Source organism: Streptomyces sp. NPDC015661 (genome assembly GCF_043077765.1).
Lineage (GTDB): Bacteria > Actinomycetota > Actinomycetes > Streptomycetales > Streptomycetaceae > Streptomyces.
In genome coordinates this window covers 118,363-135,914 of sequence record NZ_JBIBST010000005.1, presented here as the reverse complement: position 1 = coordinate 135,914, position 17,552 = coordinate 118,363, and the positions used below count along the sequence as shown (strand labels likewise).

General features: G+C 72.7%; 18 protein-coding genes. 14 read left to right on the top strand and 4 right to left on the bottom strand.

Going from position 1 to position 17,552, the window contains the following annotated elements:
- Positions 1-1,152, bottom strand: a complete 1,152-nt coding sequence (locus tag ACF07V_RS15185) for an acyl-CoA dehydrogenase family protein (protein ID WP_392154394.1) — start codon at positions 1,150-1,152, stop codon at positions 1-3.
- 61 nt (positions 1,153-1,213) lie between these two features.
- Here ACF07V_RS15185 and ACF07V_RS15180 point away from each other — a divergent pair, with 61 nt between their 5' ends.
- From ACF07V_RS15180 to ACF07V_RS15165, 4 genes are all read left to right on the top strand, one after another.
- Positions 1,214-1,903 (top strand): TetR/AcrR family transcriptional regulator, encoded by a 690-nt coding sequence (locus ACF07V_RS15180; protein ID WP_392154392.1) that lies wholly within the window; start codon positions 1,214-1,216, stop codon positions 1,901-1,903.
- Positions 1,904-1,921: 18 nt separating this feature from the next.
- Complete coding sequence (locus ACF07V_RS15175; protein ID WP_392154390.1) at positions 1,922-2,617, top strand: ArsR/SmtB family transcription factor; 696 nt, start codon at positions 1,922-1,924, stop codon at positions 2,615-2,617.
- A 73-nt stretch (positions 2,618-2,690) separates the two neighbouring features.
- Positions 2,691-3,605, top strand: a complete 915-nt coding sequence (locus tag ACF07V_RS15170; RefSeq protein WP_392154389.1) for a DMT family transporter — start codon at positions 2,691-2,693, stop codon at positions 3,603-3,605.
- 212 nt (positions 3,606-3,817) lie between these two features.
- Positions 3,818-4,660: a TetR family transcriptional regulator gene (locus tag ACF07V_RS15165; protein WP_392154388.1), complete on the top strand. Its 843-nt coding sequence runs from the start codon at positions 3,818-3,820 to the stop codon at positions 4,658-4,660.
- On the opposite strand, the gene ACF07V_RS15160 is transcribed toward ACF07V_RS15165, so the two are convergent.
- Positions 4,643-5,311 carry a TetR/AcrR family transcriptional regulator gene (locus ACF07V_RS15160; protein WP_392154386.1) on the bottom strand — a complete coding sequence of 223 codons (669 nt, stop codon included), beginning with the start codon at positions 5,309-5,311 and terminating at the stop codon, positions 4,643-4,645. The two genes, ACF07V_RS15165 and ACF07V_RS15160, sit on opposite strands and share 18 nt — an antisense overlap.
- A gap of 122 nt (positions 5,312-5,433) precedes the next feature.
- On the opposite strand from ACF07V_RS15160, the gene ACF07V_RS15155 reads away from it, so the two are divergent.
- The 10 genes from ACF07V_RS15155 (at position 5,434) to ACF07V_RS15110 (ending at position 14,306) form a co-directional block, all read left to right on the top strand.
- A complete protein-coding gene (locus ACF07V_RS15155) occupies positions 5,434-6,372 on the top strand; it encodes a DMT family transporter (protein WP_392154384.1) in 939 nt (312 codons plus the stop codon).
- A gap of 74 nt (positions 6,373-6,446) precedes the next feature.
- Positions 6,447-7,247, top strand: a complete 801-nt coding sequence (locus ACF07V_RS15150) for an MBL fold metallo-hydrolase (protein ID WP_392154382.1) — start codon at positions 6,447-6,449, stop codon at positions 7,245-7,247.
- 34 nt (positions 7,248-7,281) lie between these two features.
- Complete coding sequence (locus ACF07V_RS15145) at positions 7,282-7,983, top strand: DsbA family protein (RefSeq protein WP_392154381.1); 702 nt, start codon at positions 7,282-7,284, stop codon at positions 7,981-7,983.
- 218 nt (positions 7,984-8,201) lie between these two features.
- On the top strand, positions 8,202-9,380 hold the full coding sequence (locus ACF07V_RS15140; protein ID WP_392154379.1) for a pyridoxal phosphate-dependent aminotransferase: 1,179 nt from the start codon (positions 8,202-8,204) through the stop codon (positions 9,378-9,380).
- Positions 9,370-9,909 carry a DUF6190 family protein gene (locus ACF07V_RS15135; protein WP_392154377.1) on the top strand — a complete coding sequence of 180 codons (540 nt, stop codon included), beginning with the start codon at positions 9,370-9,372 and terminating at the stop codon, positions 9,907-9,909. The genes ACF07V_RS15140 and ACF07V_RS15135 overlap by 11 nt, the downstream gene beginning before the upstream one ends.
- A gap of 25 nt (positions 9,910-9,934) precedes the next feature.
- Positions 9,935-10,741 (top strand): dihydrodipicolinate synthase family protein, encoded by an 807-nt coding sequence (locus tag ACF07V_RS15130; protein WP_392154375.1) that lies wholly within the window; start codon positions 9,935-9,937, stop codon positions 10,739-10,741.
- Positions 10,738-11,619 carry an iron-containing redox enzyme family protein gene (locus ACF07V_RS15125; RefSeq protein WP_392154373.1) on the top strand — a complete coding sequence of 294 codons (882 nt, stop codon included), beginning with the start codon at positions 10,738-10,740 and terminating at the stop codon, positions 11,617-11,619. The genes ACF07V_RS15130 and ACF07V_RS15125 overlap by 4 nt, the downstream gene beginning before the upstream one ends.
- Positions 11,616-11,927, top strand: coding sequence for a Rieske (2Fe-2S) protein (locus ACF07V_RS15120; protein ID WP_392154372.1), 312 nt, complete (start codon positions 11,616-11,618; stop codon positions 11,925-11,927). Before ACF07V_RS15125 ends, ACF07V_RS15120 begins: the two co-directional genes overlap by 4 nt.
- Positions 11,924-13,375, top strand: coding sequence for a purine-cytosine permease family protein (locus tag ACF07V_RS15115; RefSeq protein ID WP_392154370.1), 1,452 nt, complete (start codon positions 11,924-11,926; stop codon positions 13,373-13,375). The genes ACF07V_RS15120 and ACF07V_RS15115 overlap by 4 nt, the downstream gene beginning before the upstream one ends.
- Before the next feature lie 4 nt (positions 13,376-13,379).
- Positions 13,380-14,306: a PDR/VanB family oxidoreductase gene (locus tag ACF07V_RS15110; protein ID WP_392154369.1), complete on the top strand. Its 927-nt coding sequence runs from the start codon at positions 13,380-13,382 to the stop codon at positions 14,304-14,306.
- Between the two features lie 51 nt (positions 14,307-14,357).
- On the opposite strand, the gene ACF07V_RS15105 is transcribed toward ACF07V_RS15110, so the two are convergent.
- Both ACF07V_RS15105 and ACF07V_RS15100 read right to left on the bottom strand, forming a co-directional pair.
- Positions 14,358-15,440 carry a Zn-dependent alcohol dehydrogenase gene (locus ACF07V_RS15105; RefSeq protein ID WP_392154368.1) on the bottom strand — a complete coding sequence of 361 codons (1,083 nt, stop codon included), beginning with the start codon at positions 15,438-15,440 and terminating at the stop codon, positions 14,358-14,360.
- 20 nt (positions 15,441-15,460) lie between these two features.
- On the bottom strand, positions 15,461-16,852 hold the full coding sequence (locus ACF07V_RS15100; RefSeq protein ID WP_392154367.1) for an aldehyde dehydrogenase family protein: 1,392 nt from the start codon (positions 16,850-16,852) through the stop codon (positions 15,461-15,463).
- Between the last annotated feature and the right edge of the window lie 700 nt (positions 16,853-17,552).

The following is a 17,552-nucleotide window of genomic DNA, read 5'->3' as shown; positions in this document are numbered from 1 at the left end:
TCAGAAGGCCGAGACCCCGGTCAGCGCCCGGCCGATGATGAGCTTCTGGATCTGGCTGGTGCCCTCGTACAGGGTCATGACGCGGGCGTCGCGGACCAGCTTCCCGACCGGGTACTCGTCGATGTAGCCGTAGCCGCCGAAGACCTGGAGGGCGTTGTTCGCGGCGCGGACGGCGGCCTCGGAGGCGTACAACTTGGCCTTGGAGGCGGCGGTGGCGAAGTCCTGGCCCCGGTCGATCAGATCGGCGACCCGCCAGGTGAGCAGCCGGGCGGCGTCCACGTCGACGGCGATGTCGCTGAGGAGCTCCTGGACCAGCTGGTACGAGGCGATGGGCTTTCCGAACTGCTCGCGCTCCCCCGCGTACCGCACGGCGGCGTCGAGGGCGGCCTGCGCGATGCCGACGCAGCCGGCGGCGACCGACATGCGCCCCTTGGCGAGGGCGGACATGGCGACGGCGAAGCCCTTGCCCTCGGGGCCGAGCATCGCGGCGGCGGGGACGCGGACGTCCTCCAGGACCAGTTCGGCGGTGGCCTGGCCGCGCAGGCCGAGCTTGCCGTGAACGGGGCGACGGGTGAGGCCGGGGCTGTCGGTGGGGACGAGGAAGGCGGAGACGCCCTTGTGGCCGGGGGTGTCGTTGGTGCGCGCGAAGAGCAGGACGACATCGGCCCAGGTGCCGTTGGTGATGAACATCTTGCTGCCGTTGACGACGTACGTGTCGCCGTCGCGCACGGCGCGGGTGGCCAGGTTCCCGGCGTCGGAGCCGGTGCCGGGCTCGGTGAGGCCGAAGCAGCCCAGCGCCTCGCCGGCCGCGAGCCGGGGCAGCCATGCCCGCTTCTGCTCCTCGCTGCCCCAGGAGGCGATGGTCTTGGCGACCAGGCCGAGGGAGACGGAGACGATGCCGCGCACGGAGGAGTCGCCGCGCCCCAGCTCCTCGGTGACGAGGCAGTACGCGAGGTGGTCGCCGCCCGAGCCCCCGTACTCCTCCGGGATGGTGAGCCCGAGGAAGCCGACGGCACCGAGCTTCTTCACGATGCCCCGGTCGACCTCCTCGGCGCGGTCCCACGCGGTCGCGTGCGGGGTGACCTCGCGCGCGACGAAGTCCTCGGCGAGCCGCCGCACGGCCTCCTGCTCCTCGCTCAGTTCCAGATTCATGCGATGCCACCCCACTCGGCCATTTAATTACCACTGCTAGTTTTCTTGTAGCGGGCCTACTATGTGCGCCATGGCCCGACCGCGCAAGCCCCTGCTCAGCCGAGAACGCATCGTCGAGACGGCGGGCGCGCTCGTGGACGCGGAGGGGCTCGCCGCGCTCTCCACCCGGCGGCTCGCCGCCGAACTCGGGGTGAGCGGACCCTCGCTCTACAACCACTTCCGCACGAAGGACGAGATCCTCGACGCGATCGCGGACGCGGTGAGCGCGAAGATCGACCTGTCGATGTTCGAGGAGGACGACGGCCGGGACTGGCGGACCGCGCTGCACGACTGGGCCGTCTCCTACCGCGCCGCCCTCGCCGACCACCCGCACATCGTCCCCGTCCTCGCCCAGGGACCCGGCCGCCGCCCGGCGGGCCTGAAGGTCGCCGACGCGGTCTTCGGCGCGATGGTCCGGGCCGGCTGGCCCCCGGCCCAGGCCACCTCCATCGGCGCCCTGATGCGGTACTTCATCACCGGCTCCGCCCTCGGCTCCTTCGCCCGCGGCTTCGTGGACGACGAGACCGCCTACGACCCCGCCGACTACCCCCACCTCGGCCGGGCCCACCTCCTCGCGGAGCACCGCCAGAAGGTCGACGAGGGCGCCTTCGAGACGGGCCTGCGGGCGCTGCTCGACGGTCTGCGGCTCCAGTACGAGGCGATCCCGCCCCGCCGGGGCGCAGCTCACGGTTCGGCCACCGCCGAAGCGTGAGTGGGGGAGGCTTGCCGTATGGCAGCCAGTGATCTCGCCGCGCTCGCGGCGCTCTTCGCGGACGAGAGCCGCGCCGCGTTCCTGCTCGCCCTGCTCGACGGGCGGGCCTGGACCGCCGGGGAGCTCGCCCGGCACGCCGGGGTGGCGCCGTCCACCGCCAGCGAGCACCTCGGGAAGCTGGTCGCGGGCGGGGTGCTGGCCGAGGAGCGGCAGGGCAGACACCGGTACGTGCGCCTCGCCGACCCCGGGGTCGCGCACCTCGTCGAGGACCTCGCCGCCCGCTCCGAACCCGAGGTGCCCCCGCCGCCGCGCTCGCTGCGGGCCGCGAGCGCCGGGCAGGCGATGGCGCGCGGCCGTACCTGCTACGACCACCTCGCCGGACGGCTCGGCATCGCGATCACCGAGGCGATGACGGACCGCGGACTGCTGCGCCAGGACACCGGGTTCGCGCTCACGGACCGGGGCCTGGCCTGGTTCGACGAGCAGGGCATCCCCCTCGTACGGAAGGGGCGGCGGCCCGTCGCGCGCGGCTGCCTCGACTGGACCGAGCGGCGCCCTCACCTCGCGGGGACCGCCGGCGCCGCGCTCTGCCGGCACGCGCTCGATGCCGGGTGGTGCGTCCGGATCGGATCGGAGCGGGCGGTGAAGGTCACGCCGGAGGGCGAGACGGCCCTGGCGGCGAGCCTGGGCATCACGGCGGACGCTCTGCGCTGAGCCCTTCGGGCCCACCGTCCCGCCCCTCGATATTGCGGTGAGCACCGAAGGGTTCGCGCCCTACCGTCGGGACATGCAGAAGCAATCCTCCCGGCTCGCGTTCGCCGCCGCCGGCGTCACCGTCGTCCTGTGGGCCTCCGCCTTCGTCTCCATCCGCAGCGCCGGGGCGGCCTACTCCCCCGGCGCGCTCGCGCTCGGCCGGCTGCTCGCCGGGTCGCTGGTCCTCGGCGCCGTGCTCCTGGTGCGGCGCGAGGGTCTGCCGCCCCGGGCGGCCTGGCCGGGGATCCTGGTCTCCGGGCTGCTCTGGTTCGGGGTGTACATGGTGGTCCTGAACTGGGGCGAGCAGGAGGTCGACGCGGGCACGGCGGCGATGATCGTGAACATAGGGCCGATCCTGATCGCCCTGCTCGGCGCGCGGTTCCTCAAGGAGTCGCTGCCGCCCCGGCTGCTCGCGGGCATGGCGGTCTCCTTCGCGGGCGCGGTGACCGTAGGCCTGTCGATGTCCGGCGGCGGCTCCGGCGGACACGCCTCCGTGCTCGGGGTGGTCCTCTGCCTGCTCGCGGCGATGGCGTACGCGGGCGGGGTCGTCGCCCAGAAGCCGGCGCTCGCGCACGGCAGCGCGCTCCAGGTGACGACCTTCGGGTGCCTGGTGGGGGCCGCGGCCTGCCTGCCGTTCGCGGGGCAGCTGGTCGAGGAGGCGGGCCGGGCGCCGCTGTCGGCGACCCTCAACATGGTCTACCTGGGCGTGTTCCCCACGGCGCTCGCGTTCACGACGTGGGCCTACGCCCTGGCCCGTACGACCGCGGGCCGGATGGGCGCGACGACGTACGCCGTGCCCGCCCTCGTCGTGGTCCTCGCGTGGGTGTTCCTGGGGGAACTGCCGGGCCTGCTGACGCTCGCCGGGGGTGCGCTGTGCCTCGCGGGCGTGGCCGTATCCCGCTCCCGGGCACGTGCGTCCCTGACCGCCGGAACGGCCGAATCCACCTGACAGGGCATACCCCCGGTTCCGGTCAGTTCGCGGGCGTCCCCGGCGGGGTGGGCGCCCGCGACCTGGGAGGAAGACGCGCGTCAAGCCTCAGTTCCGGCCGGACGGCCAAGAAGGCACGTTTCGCCGCCCCCCGGCCGGATAGTTTCGAGTCGGTCACAGCGCGGGCCGGAAGACAACGCTCCGGCCCTTCTCGCGAGTTCACGGGGGAGCTCATGGCGATTCAGCAGCGGGCGGAACGCACGAGGCAGGAGATCCTGTCCTCGGCCGCGCGGGTGTTCGACAGAGTGGGCTACGAACGGGCTTCCCTGGCGCGGATCGCCGGCGAGGCCCGGGTGACGACCGGCGCCCTGGTCTTCCACTTCGCGACCAAGTCGGAGCTGGCGACCGCGGTGCGCGGGCGCGCCCGGGCGGTCACCCGGATCACGGTCGAGTCGGCCTGCCTGTCCACGGAGGGCGTCGGCGGCACCGCGATCGACAAGCTGGTCATCACCACCCACGCGCTGATCCGGCTCTTCGAGACCGACCCCGTGGCGCGCGCCGGCGAACGCCTCGCCCGCGAGCTGCAGTCGACGGACCCCGGGCCCGGGCAGGACTGCCCCTGGCGGCGCGAGGTGGGCCGGCTCGCGCGGTCCGCGGTGGCGGAGAAGGCCCTGCGGCCGGGCGTGGACGCGACGGCCGTGGCGGCGCTGATCGGTTACGTGATCACCGGGGTGGAGCTGGAGATGCGCGCCCCGAGCGCGCCGGCCGACGAGCTCTGGCCCACCGAGAGCGCCACCCCGCACGGTACGACCGCCCCGCACGGCGCGGGCGCCCCGCACAGCACCGGTGGCCCGCACGGCACGAACGCCCCGCACAGCAGCGGTGGCCCGCACGGCACGAACGCCCCGCACAGCACCGGGGCCCCGCACAACCCGGCCGCCCTGCACAATCCGGCCGAGGAACGGCTGCGCCGCATCTGGGAGTTGATCCTGCCGGGGCTCGTCGACCCCTCCGCCCAGGCGGCCCGGGAGGCCTCGAAGGCGACCTCGCAGGGGAGGTCAGCGACCGCCTCCTGACGCGAGGAGCTCACGGGCGAAGGCCGTCAGTGAACGCCCGATGCGCTCGGCCGACAGGCCGAGTTGATGCCGCTGGAACTGGAAGAGCTCGGGCGACAGCGGACTGAGCGCGATGTCGATCAGGGGGTCGGGGTCCCCGACCCCGTGGTCGACGAGCAGCGTCCGGACATGGACGCGCCAGAAGCCGTACGCGCCCGTCCGGAAGCGCGCGGGGCCCGTCTCCGCCCCCAGGGCCAGCGGCAGATGCCGTTCGAGCAGATCGAGCATCGCCAGATAGAACGCGGCGAGCCGCTCCCCCGCCGGTGCGCCGGGGCCGAGCGGCGGCGGTCCGTAGATGAGCTGCCCCTGCAGCCGGCGCTCGTGCTCGTCGAGCAGCGCCACGGCGACCGAGGACGGATCGGGGAAGCTCCGGTAGAGCGTGGCGCGGCCCACGCCCGCGGCCTTGGCGATCCGGTCCATGGTGACCGACCGCGGGTCCTGCTCGGCGAAGAGCCGCTCGGCCGCGGCCAGGATCTGGGCACGGTTGCGCTCCGCGTCCGCGCGTCTGCGCGGGGCGACCGGCTGCTCGTCCGCGGCCTGAAGATCACCGAGGAGCCCGCCGACCCGGTGCACGGAGGCGGCTCCCCGACCTCGCTGCTCTTCCTCGCTCATGAATCAGACCTTACTTCCCCCGGGGCTAAGTGGACACCTTGTCCGTTTGCCATGTTGCGTGGCATGCTAAACGGACTCAGTGTCCACTTATCCGCTCGCCATCCCGCCCCAGGGAGATCCAGATGCACACCGCGCTCCTCGCCGCGGCCCTGCTGGTCGGCTGCCTCCTGGCCGTCCAGGCCTCGGTGAACCTCCAGCTCAACTCGGCCGTCGGCACCCCGTACGGCGCTTCGACCATCCAGCTCGGCGTCGCGACCACGCTGCTCGTCGTGCTCGCGGTGGCGGCCGGCGCGCTCGGCGCGCTCGGCAAGCTGCCCGACGTGGAGTGGTGGCAGCTGCTCGGCGGACTCGCCAGCCCCCTCTACATCACCAGCGGCATCCTGCTGTTCCCACGGCTCGGCGCCCTCGCCGCCGTCGGACTCTTCGTCACCGGCCAGATGTTCTCCTCGCTCGCCCTCGACCTCTTCGGCCTCCTCGGCCTGAAGCAGAAGGACCTGAGCGCCGGCATCGTCCTGGGCGCCCTCGCCGTCCTCGCGGGCATCGTCGTGATCATCCGGGGCATGAAGGCCGCGGCCCCTCCCGGTGCCCCCAAGATGTCCAGCGCCGGCCGCATCGGCTGGCTCGCCCTCGGCATCGTCGCCGGCGGCGTCCTGCCGGTGCAGGGCGCGGTCAACGCCCAGCTGCGCGCCCAGCTCAAGGAGCCCATCACCGTCGCCGTGATCAGCTTCGCCGTCGCGACCTTCACCATCGCCGTCGTCCTGCTCGTCCTCTACGCGACCCGGAAGACCCCGAAGCCCAAGATCGCACCGCTGAAGAAGATGCCCTGGTGGGGCTGGCTCGGTGGCGCCTGCGCCGCCGCGTACGTCACCGGCACCTTCCTGCTCATCCCCACCATCGGCGCGGCCGTGACCATCGCCCTGACCGTGACCGGGCAGCAGCTGACCTCGGCGCTGATCGACCACAAGGGCCTGTTCAAGCTCCCGCAGCGCTCCCTGACCAAGCCGCGCGCCCTGGGCCTCGCCCTGCTGATCGCCGGCTCCCTGACCATCCAGCTCGTCTGACGGGGGCCGGCGCCTCCCCCGGGCCCCCGCCCGGGGGACCCCCGGCCCGCTCGGTGCCTCGTGAAAGGCTGATCATGAAGACGTCCTACACCGCCGGGCCGGACATCCACGTCCTCCCCTCGGCCCTGCCCATCCCCGGTCTCGGCGACCAGCCGGTGAACGCCTTCCTCGTACGGTCCGGACAGCCGCTCCTCGTGGACACCGGCATGCCCGTGGACCGTGAGGGCTTCCTGGACTCCCTCTGGTCGCTGATCGACCCGGCCGACCTGCGCTGGGTCGTCGTCACCCACGACGACCGCGACCACACCGGCGCCCTCGCCCGGATCCTGGCGGAGGCGCCGCACGCGAAGGTGCTCGCCAACGCGATATCAGTGACGCGAATATCGGAAGAGTTCAGCATTCCGCAGGATCGGGTAGTAACCGCCAACCCGGGAAGTCGCGTGAAAGTCGGCGATCGTGAGCTGAGTTTTCACCGGCCGCCCACATTCGATTCACCCGGCACCCTCGCCGTCTTCGACCATTCCGATGGCACGCTCTACAGCTCCGACAGCTTCGGCACCGTCGTCGAAGAAATTCGCCAAGACTTCACCGAGCTTTCCGAGGAGGAATTCTTCCACGGCTTCGAGGTACTGAACCGTGCAATAGCCCCGTGGACCGCCCTGGTCGACGAGGCGAAGTTCCTCCGCCCCGTGCACGAACTGGCCGCACTGCGCCCCGCGCGGCTGCTCAGCGCCCACGGACCGACCGTCGAGGAGGCCGCCGTACCCCGTCTCTTCGGCGCGATGGCCCGCATCCCGTCCCTGCCCGCCTGGCTGCCCGACGCCGACCTCGACCTCGAGGCGGCGCTGGACGCCCACGAGTCCACCGCCGGCTGAGCCCGCTCCGCCCGCACCCGAACCGAGGAGAACCATGTCCGACCCGACCACCGCCGACCTGACCCCGCCGCGCGGAGTCGTCACCGTCTTCTCCGACATCTGGTGTTCCTTCGCGCACATCGCCATCCACCGGCTGCACACCACCCGGGCCCGCCTCGGCCTGGAGGAGCAGGTCTCCTTCGACCTGCGCGCCTTCCCCCTGGAACTGCTGAACGACGCCCCGAGCCCGCGCCCCGGCACGGACAGCGAGGTCGCCCGGATGGCCAGCCTGGAGCCGGCCGCCGGCTGGCAGCTGTGGCAGGCCAAGGACTGGCTGTACCCCTCGACGACGCTGCCGGCCCTGGAGGCGGTGCTCGCCGCGAAGGAGCAGAGCCTGAACGCCTCGGAGCAGCTCGACCTGGGGCTCCGCCGGGCCTTCTGGGCCGAGTCGCGCTGCATCAGCCACCGCAAGGTGATCCTGGACGTGGCCGCGGAGACGGGCGCCGTCGACGTCGACGCCCTCACCGAGGCGCTGGACGACGGGCGTGCCCGCCGGTCCCTGGCCGACCAGGCCGCGCTGTCGAAGAGCGACCGCGTGAACTGCAGCCCCCACCTGTTCCTGCCCGACGGCTCCGACCACGCCAACCCCGGCATCGACGTGGGCTGGGAGGGCGCCTACGGCATCGGCTGGCCGGTCATCGCCTCGGACGACCCGAAGGTGTACGAAGACATCCTGCTGCGGGCCGCCACGGAATAGCAGAACAAGCCGCCAAGGCGGCCGAACAACACTGACGACGGCCAGGCATTCCTATTCGAGGAATGCCTGGCCGTCGTTCCTTTTTTCCTTCCGCAGAACATCGCGGTGATTATTAATTGCGTGACCCGGCCGTTATTCGCAAGGCCGCTCGAACCTCCTACAGTCGTTTGCGCCGCCGGAATTCCGGACGAGTTTCGTATCGACAGCGGGAGTTCTTCATGTCGTTGACCGACAAGGCAGACGTCAGCACCTTCGTCGACCTCACCCAGCACGAGATCGAGGCCCTGAAGACCCGGTTCAACCTGGCCGACGCCCACACGCACCAGCGGCAGTCCGCCTCGCAGGAGCGGATCGTCTCCCGGCTCCCCGAGCTCTGGCACGAGTCCGAGTCGAAGCAGCAGGCCCACTTCGAGCGCCAGTTCATCAACGCCTTCTTCCGTCTGCACCAGCAGCCCACCGCCCGGGCGATGGACCGCACGCTCCTTTCGTACTCCGCCAGCGTCTCCACGATGGTGGCCGGCATGTTCCTCAAGCAGCGCGGGATGTCCGTGCAGCTGGTGGAGCCCTGCTTCGACAACCTGGTCGACCTGCTGCGCAACATGCAGGTGCCGCTCGGGCCGGTCGACGAGTCGGTGCTGCACGACAAGGACGCCATCTACGAGCGCCTCGTCGAGTCGATCGACGCCGATGCCATCTACCTGGTCGACCCCAACAACCCGACCGGGTTCACCCTGCTCGCCGAGAAGCTGGAGGGCTTCGCCGAGGTCGTGCGCTACTGCGTGGACCACGACAAGGTCCTGGTGATGGACTTCTGCTTCGCCTCCTTCGCGCTGTGCGACGAGGGCATCGGCCGCGTCGACATCTACAAGCTCCTGGAGGAGTCCGGCGTCACCTACATGGTCATGGAGGACACCGGCAAGACCTGGCCGATCCAGGACGCCAAGTGCGCCATGATCACCGCCAGCCGGGACATCCAGGAGGAGGTCTACAACCTCCACACCAGCGTCCTCCTGAACGTCTCGCCGTTCGTCCTCAACATGGTCACGCAGTACATCGAGGACTCCATCGCGGACGGCTTCACCTCCGTCCGCGACATCATCAAGACCAACGGCGAGGCCGCCCGCGCCGCCCTCGACGGCACCATCCTGGAGTTCCAGGAGCCGGTCGTCGGCACCAGCGTCGCCTGGTTCCGCATCAAGCCGGAGCACCTGACCGCCACCCAGCTCCAGGCCGTCCTCTTCGACGAGGAGGTGTACGTCCTGCCGGGCACCTTCTTCTACTGGAACACCAAGGAGAAGGGCGAGCGCTTCGTCCGCCTGGCCCTGGCCCGCGAGCCCGAGGTGTTCGCCGGCGCGATGGAGCGGATGCGGAAGGTGCTCGAGCGCTATGCCGGCTGACGCCACCCCCGAGGCCGTCGAGCACGCCCCCACGGTGTTCATCGACGCCACCCTCTTCATGGGCATGCACAGCAAGGACGACACCGTCCGCGTCGCCGCCAAGGCCTTCTTCGCGGCCCGTCTCGCCGCCGGGGAAGCCGGCCGGGTCGTCATGAACTGGGAGCAGGTCGGCCGCTGCGACGACCTGGTGTGGGGCTACGAGCGGGGCGTCCAGGACGACTACTACCCGTTCATGGACGTCCTCCACACCGACCTGGCCATCGACCGGGTCCCGTACGACGAGGACGACGTCCGGCGGGCCTTCACCGACCCCGCGCTCGACGGGCTGCCGGCGCACGAGCGCCTGCTGCTCGCCCAGGTCATCGGCCGCGGGGGCGTGCTGCACACCGCGAGCCCCCGGCTGCTCAAGGCGGCCGACGGTCTGCCCGTCCTGCCGCTCGGCGGCGGCGCGGAGCCCTCGTTCCCCTCGTACCTGGAGGACCTCTACCAGCGCTCGCTGGTGCTGACGGTCGACTCCGACACCCTCTGAACACCTTGCGAAGGGCACCCCACTCATGCCTGACACCTACTCCGGGACCGTCGTCCCGCTGATCACCCCCCTCGACGAGCACGGCACCGTCGACGAGCAGAGCGTCGTCCGGCTCCTCGACCACATCCGGGCCGAGGTCACGGGCCTCATGCCGGCGCTGACCTCCGGCGAGGGTTGGAAGCTCGACGCCCGGCAGTGGCAGGACGTCGTCACGTACACGGTCAAGCACGCCGCCGGCCTCCCGGTGCTCGCCGGGATCCAGCTCCCCGACACCGCCTCCGTGGTCGACCGGGCCCGCACGGCCGCCGAGATCGGCGCCGACGCCGTCGTCGTCACCACGCCCTTCGGCGCCGACGTGACGCAGGACCAGATCGTCGAGCACTACCGGGCGATCCGCGCTGCCCTCGACATACCGATCTTCCTCTACAACGAGGAGGCGCTGTCGGGCAATCGCATCGAGTTCGAGACCCTGATCCGGATCTGCAAGGAGATCCCCGGGATCGTCGGCATCAAGGAGTCGAGCGGCGACGCCGCCTTCACCCGCCGGATGGCCGAGGCCGGCACCGGCATCCCGGTCTTCGAGGGCTGGGAGAACCTCCTCGTCGACGCCCGCGGCATCCAGGGCTTCATCGGCCCGCTGGCCAACCTCGAACCCGGTCTGTGCAACGCGATGCTGGTCGACCCGACCCCGGACCGCCAGGCCGAGATCAACACCGTCTGCGAGAAGTACGGCGTCTTCAAGGACGACTGGTACCGGTGGGTCAAGAAGGAGCTGCACGCGCGCGGTGTGATCAGCTCCCCCACCACGCACGAGGAGGTCGAGGCGGCATGAGCACCACCCCCGCCTCCCCCACCGCCTCCGCCGTCCCGGTGGCCGCGCACTCGATCGCGGCCCCGGCGGCGACCGCCCAGCGCGAACTCCACGCCCTCTACCGGCGGGTCCCCAACCTCGGCGACTACGGCTCCATGACCGCGATCGAGGAGCGGTGGATCCTGCCGAAGGCCCGCGCGTACGAGGCCTCCGCGCCCCGCTTCGGCTCGGCCGGCGAACTGCTCCAGGCGCTCAAGGAGTTCCTCGCCGAGGAGGAGGCCGCGCTCCCGGAGAGCGCGACCTTCCTCGCCGAGCACGCCACGCTCGACCAGTTCAAGGTGATCGTGCGGCAGTTCGCGCTCGACGGGCTCACCGAGTCCGAGTCGCTGCTGCCGGTCGTCCCCCGGCTGCCGTACCGCTCGGCGATGGCGGTCTTCCGGGTCCTCATCGACGAACTCGGCTGCGGCAACGAGGAGAAGGCGCACTCCCAGCTCTACCGGGACCTGCTCACCGAGTTCGGCATGAGCCTGGAGCTCGACGACTACCTCGACGAGACGACCCCGGAGTGCTACGCGTACGTCAACATGTTCCACTGGCTGGCGAGCCGGGCTCCGTCCCCGCAGTACTTCCTCGGGGCGTACGCCTACTTCGAGACCAGCGTCCTGTACGCCTTCCAGAGCTTCGCCCGCGCGGCGCGGCGGCTCGGGATCGTCCACGACGCCTACTACACCGAGCACCTGTACATCGACTCGTACCACTCCAATCACATGCGGACGGCGATCCGCGCGCTCGACGAGCCGGACTTCGCGAAGATCTGGGCGGGCGTGCGGCTGACCTCCGACATCGTGGGCGAGGCCACGGAGGCGGCGATCGCGCGGGCGCGGGAGACCGTCGCATGACGGCCGTGCCCGCCGCGCGGCGGGGCTCCGGCGAGCCCACCGTCCGCCAGGTGACCGAGGACCTGGTACTGGTCGAGGTCGGCGGCCGCAAGGTCCTCGCGGCCGCCGTCTGCCCCCACCGCGGGGGCCGGCTCAAGTACGGCAGGGTCGACGGGGACAGGCTGCGGATCACCTGCCCCCTGCACCACACGACCTTCGACCTGACCAGCGGCGAACGCACCTCGGGGGCGGCCTGCGCCGCCCTCCGGGTGGTCGACGTGCTGCCCGGCCAGGACGGTCCCGAGGACCTCGCCGGGGGCGCCTCATGACCACCACACCGACCGGGGCGGCGTCCACCGTGACGCCGCCCCGTGCGGCGCTCGACCACGACGGCATCGCGCCGGTGCCCGACGCGGAGCGCACCTCGACGCCGGGCGACTTCGGCTGGATCTGGCCCTCCGCGCAGTTCTCGTTCGGCACGGTGGTGCTGGGCGCGCTGCCCGTGGTCTTCGGCCTGGGCTGGTGGGCGTCGGCGAGCGCGATCGCGGCGGGCGTCGCCGTCGGGACGGCGCTGCTCGCGCCGCTCGCCCGGTTCGGGGTCCGCACCGGCACCAACGATCCGGTGGCGAGCGGGGCGCACTTCGGCGTGCGGGGCCGGGTCGTCGGCAACCTCATCACGGTGGTGACGGCGCTCGGCTTCTTCGCGATCGCGGTGTGGACGGGCGGCACGGCCGTGATGGTCGCCGGGCACCGGCTGCTGTCCACGCCGACGGGTCCGGGCGCGCTGACCGTCGCGATGTTCGTGACGGCGGCGGCGGTCGCCCTCGTCGCCGTGCGCGGTCACGAGACGCTGGTCCGCACGTACCGGATCACGGCGGTCACGGGCGGGGCGGTCCTGCTCGGCACCGCGCTCGTGCTCGCGCCGAAGTTCGACGCGGGGTACTCCGGCGGGGCCCTCGCACTCGACAGCACCCTCCACACCTGGCTCCTCGCGGCGACCGCGTCCGCCACGGTGCCCCTGTCGTATGCCACGTTCCAGGGCGACTACACCCGCTACATGCCGGCCTCGACCCCCACCGGCCGGGTGGTGCGGGCGAGCGGGATCTCGATGTTCCTGAGCAGTCTCGCGGCGCTGCTCACCGGCGCGTACGTGACGACGCTGTTCCCCGTGCCCGACGAGCCGTGGCTGCAGGGCCTGACGGACGCGGTGCCGGGCTGGTTCGCGGTGGCGGTGGTCGTGTTCGGCTTCGCGGGCACCCTGCCGCAGGCCGGGCTCTGTCTGTACGCGGCCGGGCTCTCCGCCAACTCGGTGTTCTGGCGCTCCTCGCGGGCCGCCGTGACCACCGTCGTCGCGCTGCTCGCGGCGGCCGTGCTGTACCTGGGGGCGGTGGTGTACGACGCCATGGACGCGATGTCGGCGTTCGTGACGCTGCTGCTCACGGTCGTGGCCCCGTGGGCGGCCGTGCTCTCCGTCGGGTACGTGTTCCACCGGGGCCGGTACGACGCGGAGGCGCTGCGCGCGTTCACCACCGGCGGCGGCGGGCGGTACTGGTACACGGGCGGGGTCAACGCGAGGGCCGTCACGGCCTTCGCCGCGGGCTCCTTCGTGGGCGTCCTGTGGGTCAACAACCCCCTGTACACCGGCCCGTTGACCGGCCTCACGGGCGGAGTGGACCTGAGCCTGCCGGCGTCCTTCGTGGTCGCCGCCGTGCTGTACGGGGCGCTGTGCCGGTTGTGGCCGGAGCCGCTGCTTCCGCCGTCACGAACGTCGAGGTGATGCCATGTCGATGCCCACGAGCCGGCTGACGGTCCGGTCGGCCGTCGAGGAGGCGGACGGCGTACGGGGGCTGCTCCTGGCGGATCCCGAGGGCGCCGAACTCCCGCCCTGGGAGCCCGGTGCGCACCTCGAGGTCACGCTGCCGTCCGGGACGGTCCGGCACTACTCGCTCTGCGGCGACCCGGCGGAGCGGAGCACGTACCGGATCGGGGTGCTGCGCGAACCGGCGGGCCGGGGAGGCTCCGAGGAGCTCCACACGGCCGTCGGGGAGGGCACGCTCCTGGGGGTGCGGGGTCCGTTCAACCGGTTCCCGCTGGTGCCCGCCGAGCGGTACCTCTTCGTCGCGGGCGGCATCGGCATCACCCCGCTGCTGCCGATGATCCGCTCCCTGCCGCCGGGGACGTGGACGCTGCTGTACGGCGGCCGGAGCCTGGCCTCCATGGCGTACCGCGAGGAGCTCTCCGTACTCCCCGGGGTCACGCTCGTCCCGCAGGACACGGAGGGGCTGCCCGACCTGGACGCCGTCCTGGCCCGGCAGCCCGCCGGGACGGCCGTGTACTGCTGCGGCCCGGAGGGGCTGCTGCGGGCGGTGGAGGAACGGTGGCCGGGACCGCTGCACACGGAGCGGTTCGGGGCGGCTCCGGCGGAGAGGCCCGTCGGCGAGGACGGCTTCGAGGTGGAGCTGCGGCGCAGCGGCCGGACCCTGCGGGTGGAGCCCGGCCGGACCCTGCTCGACGCCGTGCGCGAGGTGGTGCCGGGGGTGGCGTACTCCTGCGAGGAGGGCTGGTGCGGCACCTGTGAGACGAAGGTGCTCGCCGGGACGCCCGAGCACCACGACTCCGTCCTCGGCGAGGACGAGAAGGCCTCGGGGACGACGATGATGATCTGCGTGGGGCGGTCGTGCGGCCCCCGCCTCGTGCTCGATCTCTGACATGGGGAAGCCCGTACCGGCCGGTGCGCCGGTACGGGCTTCCTGGCGCTGTCAGTCGAAGACGACCAGGGCGCGGCCGCCCTTGCCCGCGAGCATGTTCTCGAAGGCGCCCGGGATGCCGTCCAGGGTGATCCGCTCGGTGACGAGGGCGCCCAGGTCGAGCCGGCCGGCCCGGATGTGCTCCGCGAGCACCGGCAGGTCCTCGGCCGGGTTCGAGTTGCCGTAGACGCAGCCCGCCAGGGTGCGGCCCCAGTGGAAGAGCTCCAGGGCGTTGAAGGTGACCTGCTGGTCCTTGCCGCCGATGCCGACGACCGTGGTGCGGCCGCCGCGCCGGGTGGACTCCCAGGCGGTGCGGATGGTGACGGCCCGGCCGACGCACTCGACGGCCACGTCGACGCCCTGGCCCCCGGTCAGCTTCCGGATGTCCTTGGCCGTGGTCTCGGAGGCCACGACGTACTCGGTGGCGCCCGCCGCCCTCGCGAGCGCCTCCTTCTCCGGGGAGACGTCCACGGCGACGATCGTCGACGCGCCCGCGATCCGGGCGGCCTGGAGCGTGGCGAGGCCGACCCCGCCGACGCCGAAGACGGCGACGGTCTCGCCCTCCCGGACCCTGGCGGAGTGGTGGACCGCGCCCCAGCCGGTGAGGACGGCGCAGCCGAGCAGGGCGGCGTCGGCGAGCGGCACCCCGTCGGGGACGGGGAGGACGCAGTTCGCGGCGACGACCGTCTCCTCGGCGAAGGCGGCGACGTTGAGTCCGGGGTGGAGCTCGGTGCCGTCCTCGGTGCGGGCGTGGATGTTCGCGGCGCCGGTCAGGGCGTTCGCACAGAGCCAGACCTCGCCGAGCGAGCAGGGGTGGCAGCTGCCGCAGGACGGCGCCCAGTTGAGGACGACGCCGTCGCCGGGGGCGACATGGGTGACGCCCTCGCCGACGGAGAGGACGGTGCCCGCTCCCTCGTGGCCGAGGACGGCCGGGACCGGCACGCGCATGGTGCCGTTCGAGAGGGAGAGGTCGGAGTGGCAGACCCCGGCGGCGGCGAGCCGGACCCGGACCTGACCGGGTCCGGGCTCGGGGAGTTCGATGCCGGTGATCTCCAGCGGAGAGCCGACGGCGGGCAGGACGGCGGCGCGGATCACGCTGTTCGCTCCTTCTGCGCTCAGAACTGCAGGGACTTGGTCTGGAGGTACTCGGCGAGGCCGTGCGCGCCGAGCTCCCGGCCGACGCCGGACTGCTTGTACCCGCCGAAGGGGGCCAGCGGGTTGAAGCGGCCGCCGTTGATGTCGACCTGGCCGGTGTCCATGCGGCGGGCGAAGGCGACGGCCTCGGCCTGCTCGCCCCAGACGGCTCCGCCGAGGCCGTAGACGGTGCCGTTGGCGAGGGCGAGGGCCTCGTCCTCGTCCTCGTACCTCAGGAGCGAGACGACGGGGCCGAAGATCTCCTCCTGGGCGATGGTCATGTCGGGCGTGACGTCGGCGAAGACGGTCGGGGAGACGTAGTAGCCGGTCTCGCGCGGGGCCTCGGGGCCGCCGGCGACCAGCCGGGCGCCCTCCTCGATCCCCTTCTCGATGTAGCCGCGCACCCGCTGCTGCTGCTTGGCGTTGACGAGCGGGCCGACGCGCTCGCCGGGGACGTACTTGGCGACGGCCTCGGCGGCGAGCGCCACCGCCTCCTCGTACCGGTCGGCGGGGATCAGCATCCGGGTCCAGGCGCTGCACGTCTGGCCGGAGTTGGACATGACGTTGCCGATGCCGACGGCGACGGCCTTGGCGAGGTCCGCGCTCGGCAGGATCACGTTGGCGGACTTGCCGCCGAGTTCGAGCGCGACCCGCTTGACCGCCCCGCCCGCGAGGGCGCCGATCCTCTTTCCCACAGCGGTGGAGCCGGTGAAGGAGACGAGGTCCACGTCGGGGTGCTCGGCGAGCGCCTGCCCGGCGACCGGGCCGAGGCCGGTGACCAGGTTGAAGACGCCGGCGGGCAGGCCGGCCTCGTGGACGGCCTCGGCGAAGAGCTGGGCGGTGAGCGGGGTGTCCTCGGCGGGCTTGAGGACCGTGGTGCAGCCGGCGGCGAGGGCCGGGGCGACCTTGGCGACGATCTGGTGGAGCGGGTAGTTCCAGGGGGTGATCGCGGCGACGACGCCGACCGGCTCGGCGTAGACGGTGGAGTTGCCGACCTTCTCCTCGAAGGGGTGGGTGGCGGCGAGTTCGGCGTACGAGCCGGCCACGGCGATCGGCAGTCCGGCGTGGACCGCGGCGGCGAGCTGCGGCGGGGCGCCGAGCTCGGCGGTGACGGTGGCGGCGATCTCCTCCGCGCGGGCGGCGAGCGCGTCGCGGAGGGCGGCGATCCGGGCTCCGCGCTCGGCGGGCGGCGTGGCGGCCCAGCCGGGGAGCGCGGCGCGGGCGGCGCGGACGGCGGCGTCGACGTCCTCGGCGGTGCCGGCCGGGACGTGGCCGATGACCCGCTCGTCCGCCGGGTTGATCACCGGGATGGTGTCCGTGGAGGAGGCGGGGCGCCACTCCCCGCCGATGTACATCGCGTCGTGGGCCTTCATCCGCTCTCTCCTCTGCGTTGCCGCTTCCTCGTCCGACCCAAACTAGCGCTGTTAGTTTTCGGGCGCCAGGGTCCGCCGGAGTGCCCCCGGTCTCACCCGGCGGCGCGCCACGGCCCCGCTCGATCGTGCCGCCCGGGCCGGCGCACTGTCCACGTCGGTCCTGCACAGGGGTACGCGACGGGAACTGGCGGAACCCCCCTTGCCGGTCCCGCGCCGCCGCCCCCACCCACCCCCCGTGTGGGCCCACGCCCGACGGGGCGGCGCCCACCCGCCCGTGTGCACCCTCGCCCGTCCGGGGCGGCGCCCCCCACCCACCCCCCGTGTGGGCCCGCGCCCGGCCGGGGCGGTGCCCCCGCCCACCCCCGTGTGGGCAATCGTCCCGCTGGGGCGGGACGGGTGGGCACACGGGACGGCGCCCTCTAGCGGCGCCTCCGCGTTCCGAGCCTGGACCCGCACCCCCAGGGCAGCGCCCATCGTGGTGCGCGTCAGGGCACGGAAGCCTCTGGCGCCGGCAAGGGCGCCGTCCCGTGTGCCCACCCTCCCCCAAGCTCTCGGCTCCGCTCGAGCAGGGGGGACCCCCATCGCCCCTTGCGGAACGCCTGCCCACAACGGGGGTGGGCGGGGGCATCGCCCCGGCGGGACCAGCGCCCGCAACGGGGCGCGGAAGCGCAGGCCGCAGCGGGCGGCGGGGGTGCGGGCC

Coding starts and splice junctions, on each gene's coding strand:
- ACF07V_RS15110 (WP_392154369.1), top strand. CDS start 13,380: ATGTCGATGCCCACGAGCCGGCTGACGGTCCGGTCGGCCGTCGAGGAG.
- ACF07V_RS15185 (WP_392154394.1), bottom strand. CDS start 1,152: ATGAATCTGGAACTGAGCGAGGAGCAGGAGGCCGTGCGGCGGCTCGCC.
- ACF07V_RS15115 (WP_392154370.1), top strand. CDS start 11,924: ATGACCACCACACCGACCGGGGCGGCGTCCACCGTGACGCCGCCCCGT.
- ACF07V_RS15125 (WP_392154373.1), top strand. CDS start 10,738: ATGAGCACCACCCCCGCCTCCCCCACCGCCTCCGCCGTCCCGGTGGCC.
- ACF07V_RS15160 (WP_392154386.1), bottom strand. CDS start 5,311: ATGAGCGAGGAAGAGCAGCGAGGTCGGGGAGCCGCCTCCGTGCACCGG.
- ACF07V_RS15165 (WP_392154388.1), top strand. CDS start 3,818: ATGGCGATTCAGCAGCGGGCGGAACGCACGAGGCAGGAGATCCTGTCC.
- ACF07V_RS15150 (WP_392154382.1), top strand. CDS start 6,447: ATGAAGACGTCCTACACCGCCGGGCCGGACATCCACGTCCTCCCCTCG.
- ACF07V_RS15170 (WP_392154389.1), top strand. CDS start 2,691: ATGCAGAAGCAATCCTCCCGGCTCGCGTTCGCCGCCGCCGGCGTCACC.
- ACF07V_RS15145 (WP_392154381.1), top strand. CDS start 7,282: ATGTCCGACCCGACCACCGCCGACCTGACCCCGCCGCGCGGAGTCGTC.
- ACF07V_RS15135 (WP_392154377.1), top strand. CDS start 9,370: ATGCCGGCTGACGCCACCCCCGAGGCCGTCGAGCACGCCCCCACGGTG.
- ACF07V_RS15130 (WP_392154375.1), top strand. CDS start 9,935: ATGCCTGACACCTACTCCGGGACCGTCGTCCCGCTGATCACCCCCCTC.
- ACF07V_RS15175 (WP_392154390.1), top strand. CDS start 1,922: ATGGCAGCCAGTGATCTCGCCGCGCTCGCGGCGCTCTTCGCGGACGAG.
- ACF07V_RS15120 (WP_392154372.1), top strand. CDS start 11,616: ATGACGGCCGTGCCCGCCGCGCGGCGGGGCTCCGGCGAGCCCACCGTC.
- ACF07V_RS15140 (WP_392154379.1), top strand. CDS start 8,202: ATGTCGTTGACCGACAAGGCAGACGTCAGCACCTTCGTCGACCTCACC.
- ACF07V_RS15180 (WP_392154392.1), top strand. CDS start 1,214: ATGTGCGCCATGGCCCGACCGCGCAAGCCCCTGCTCAGCCGAGAACGC.
- ACF07V_RS15100 (WP_392154367.1), bottom strand. CDS start 16,852: ATGAAGGCCCACGACGCGATGTACATCGGCGGGGAGTGGCGCCCCGCC.
- ACF07V_RS15155 (WP_392154384.1), top strand. CDS start 5,434: ATGCACACCGCGCTCCTCGCCGCGGCCCTGCTGGTCGGCTGCCTCCTG.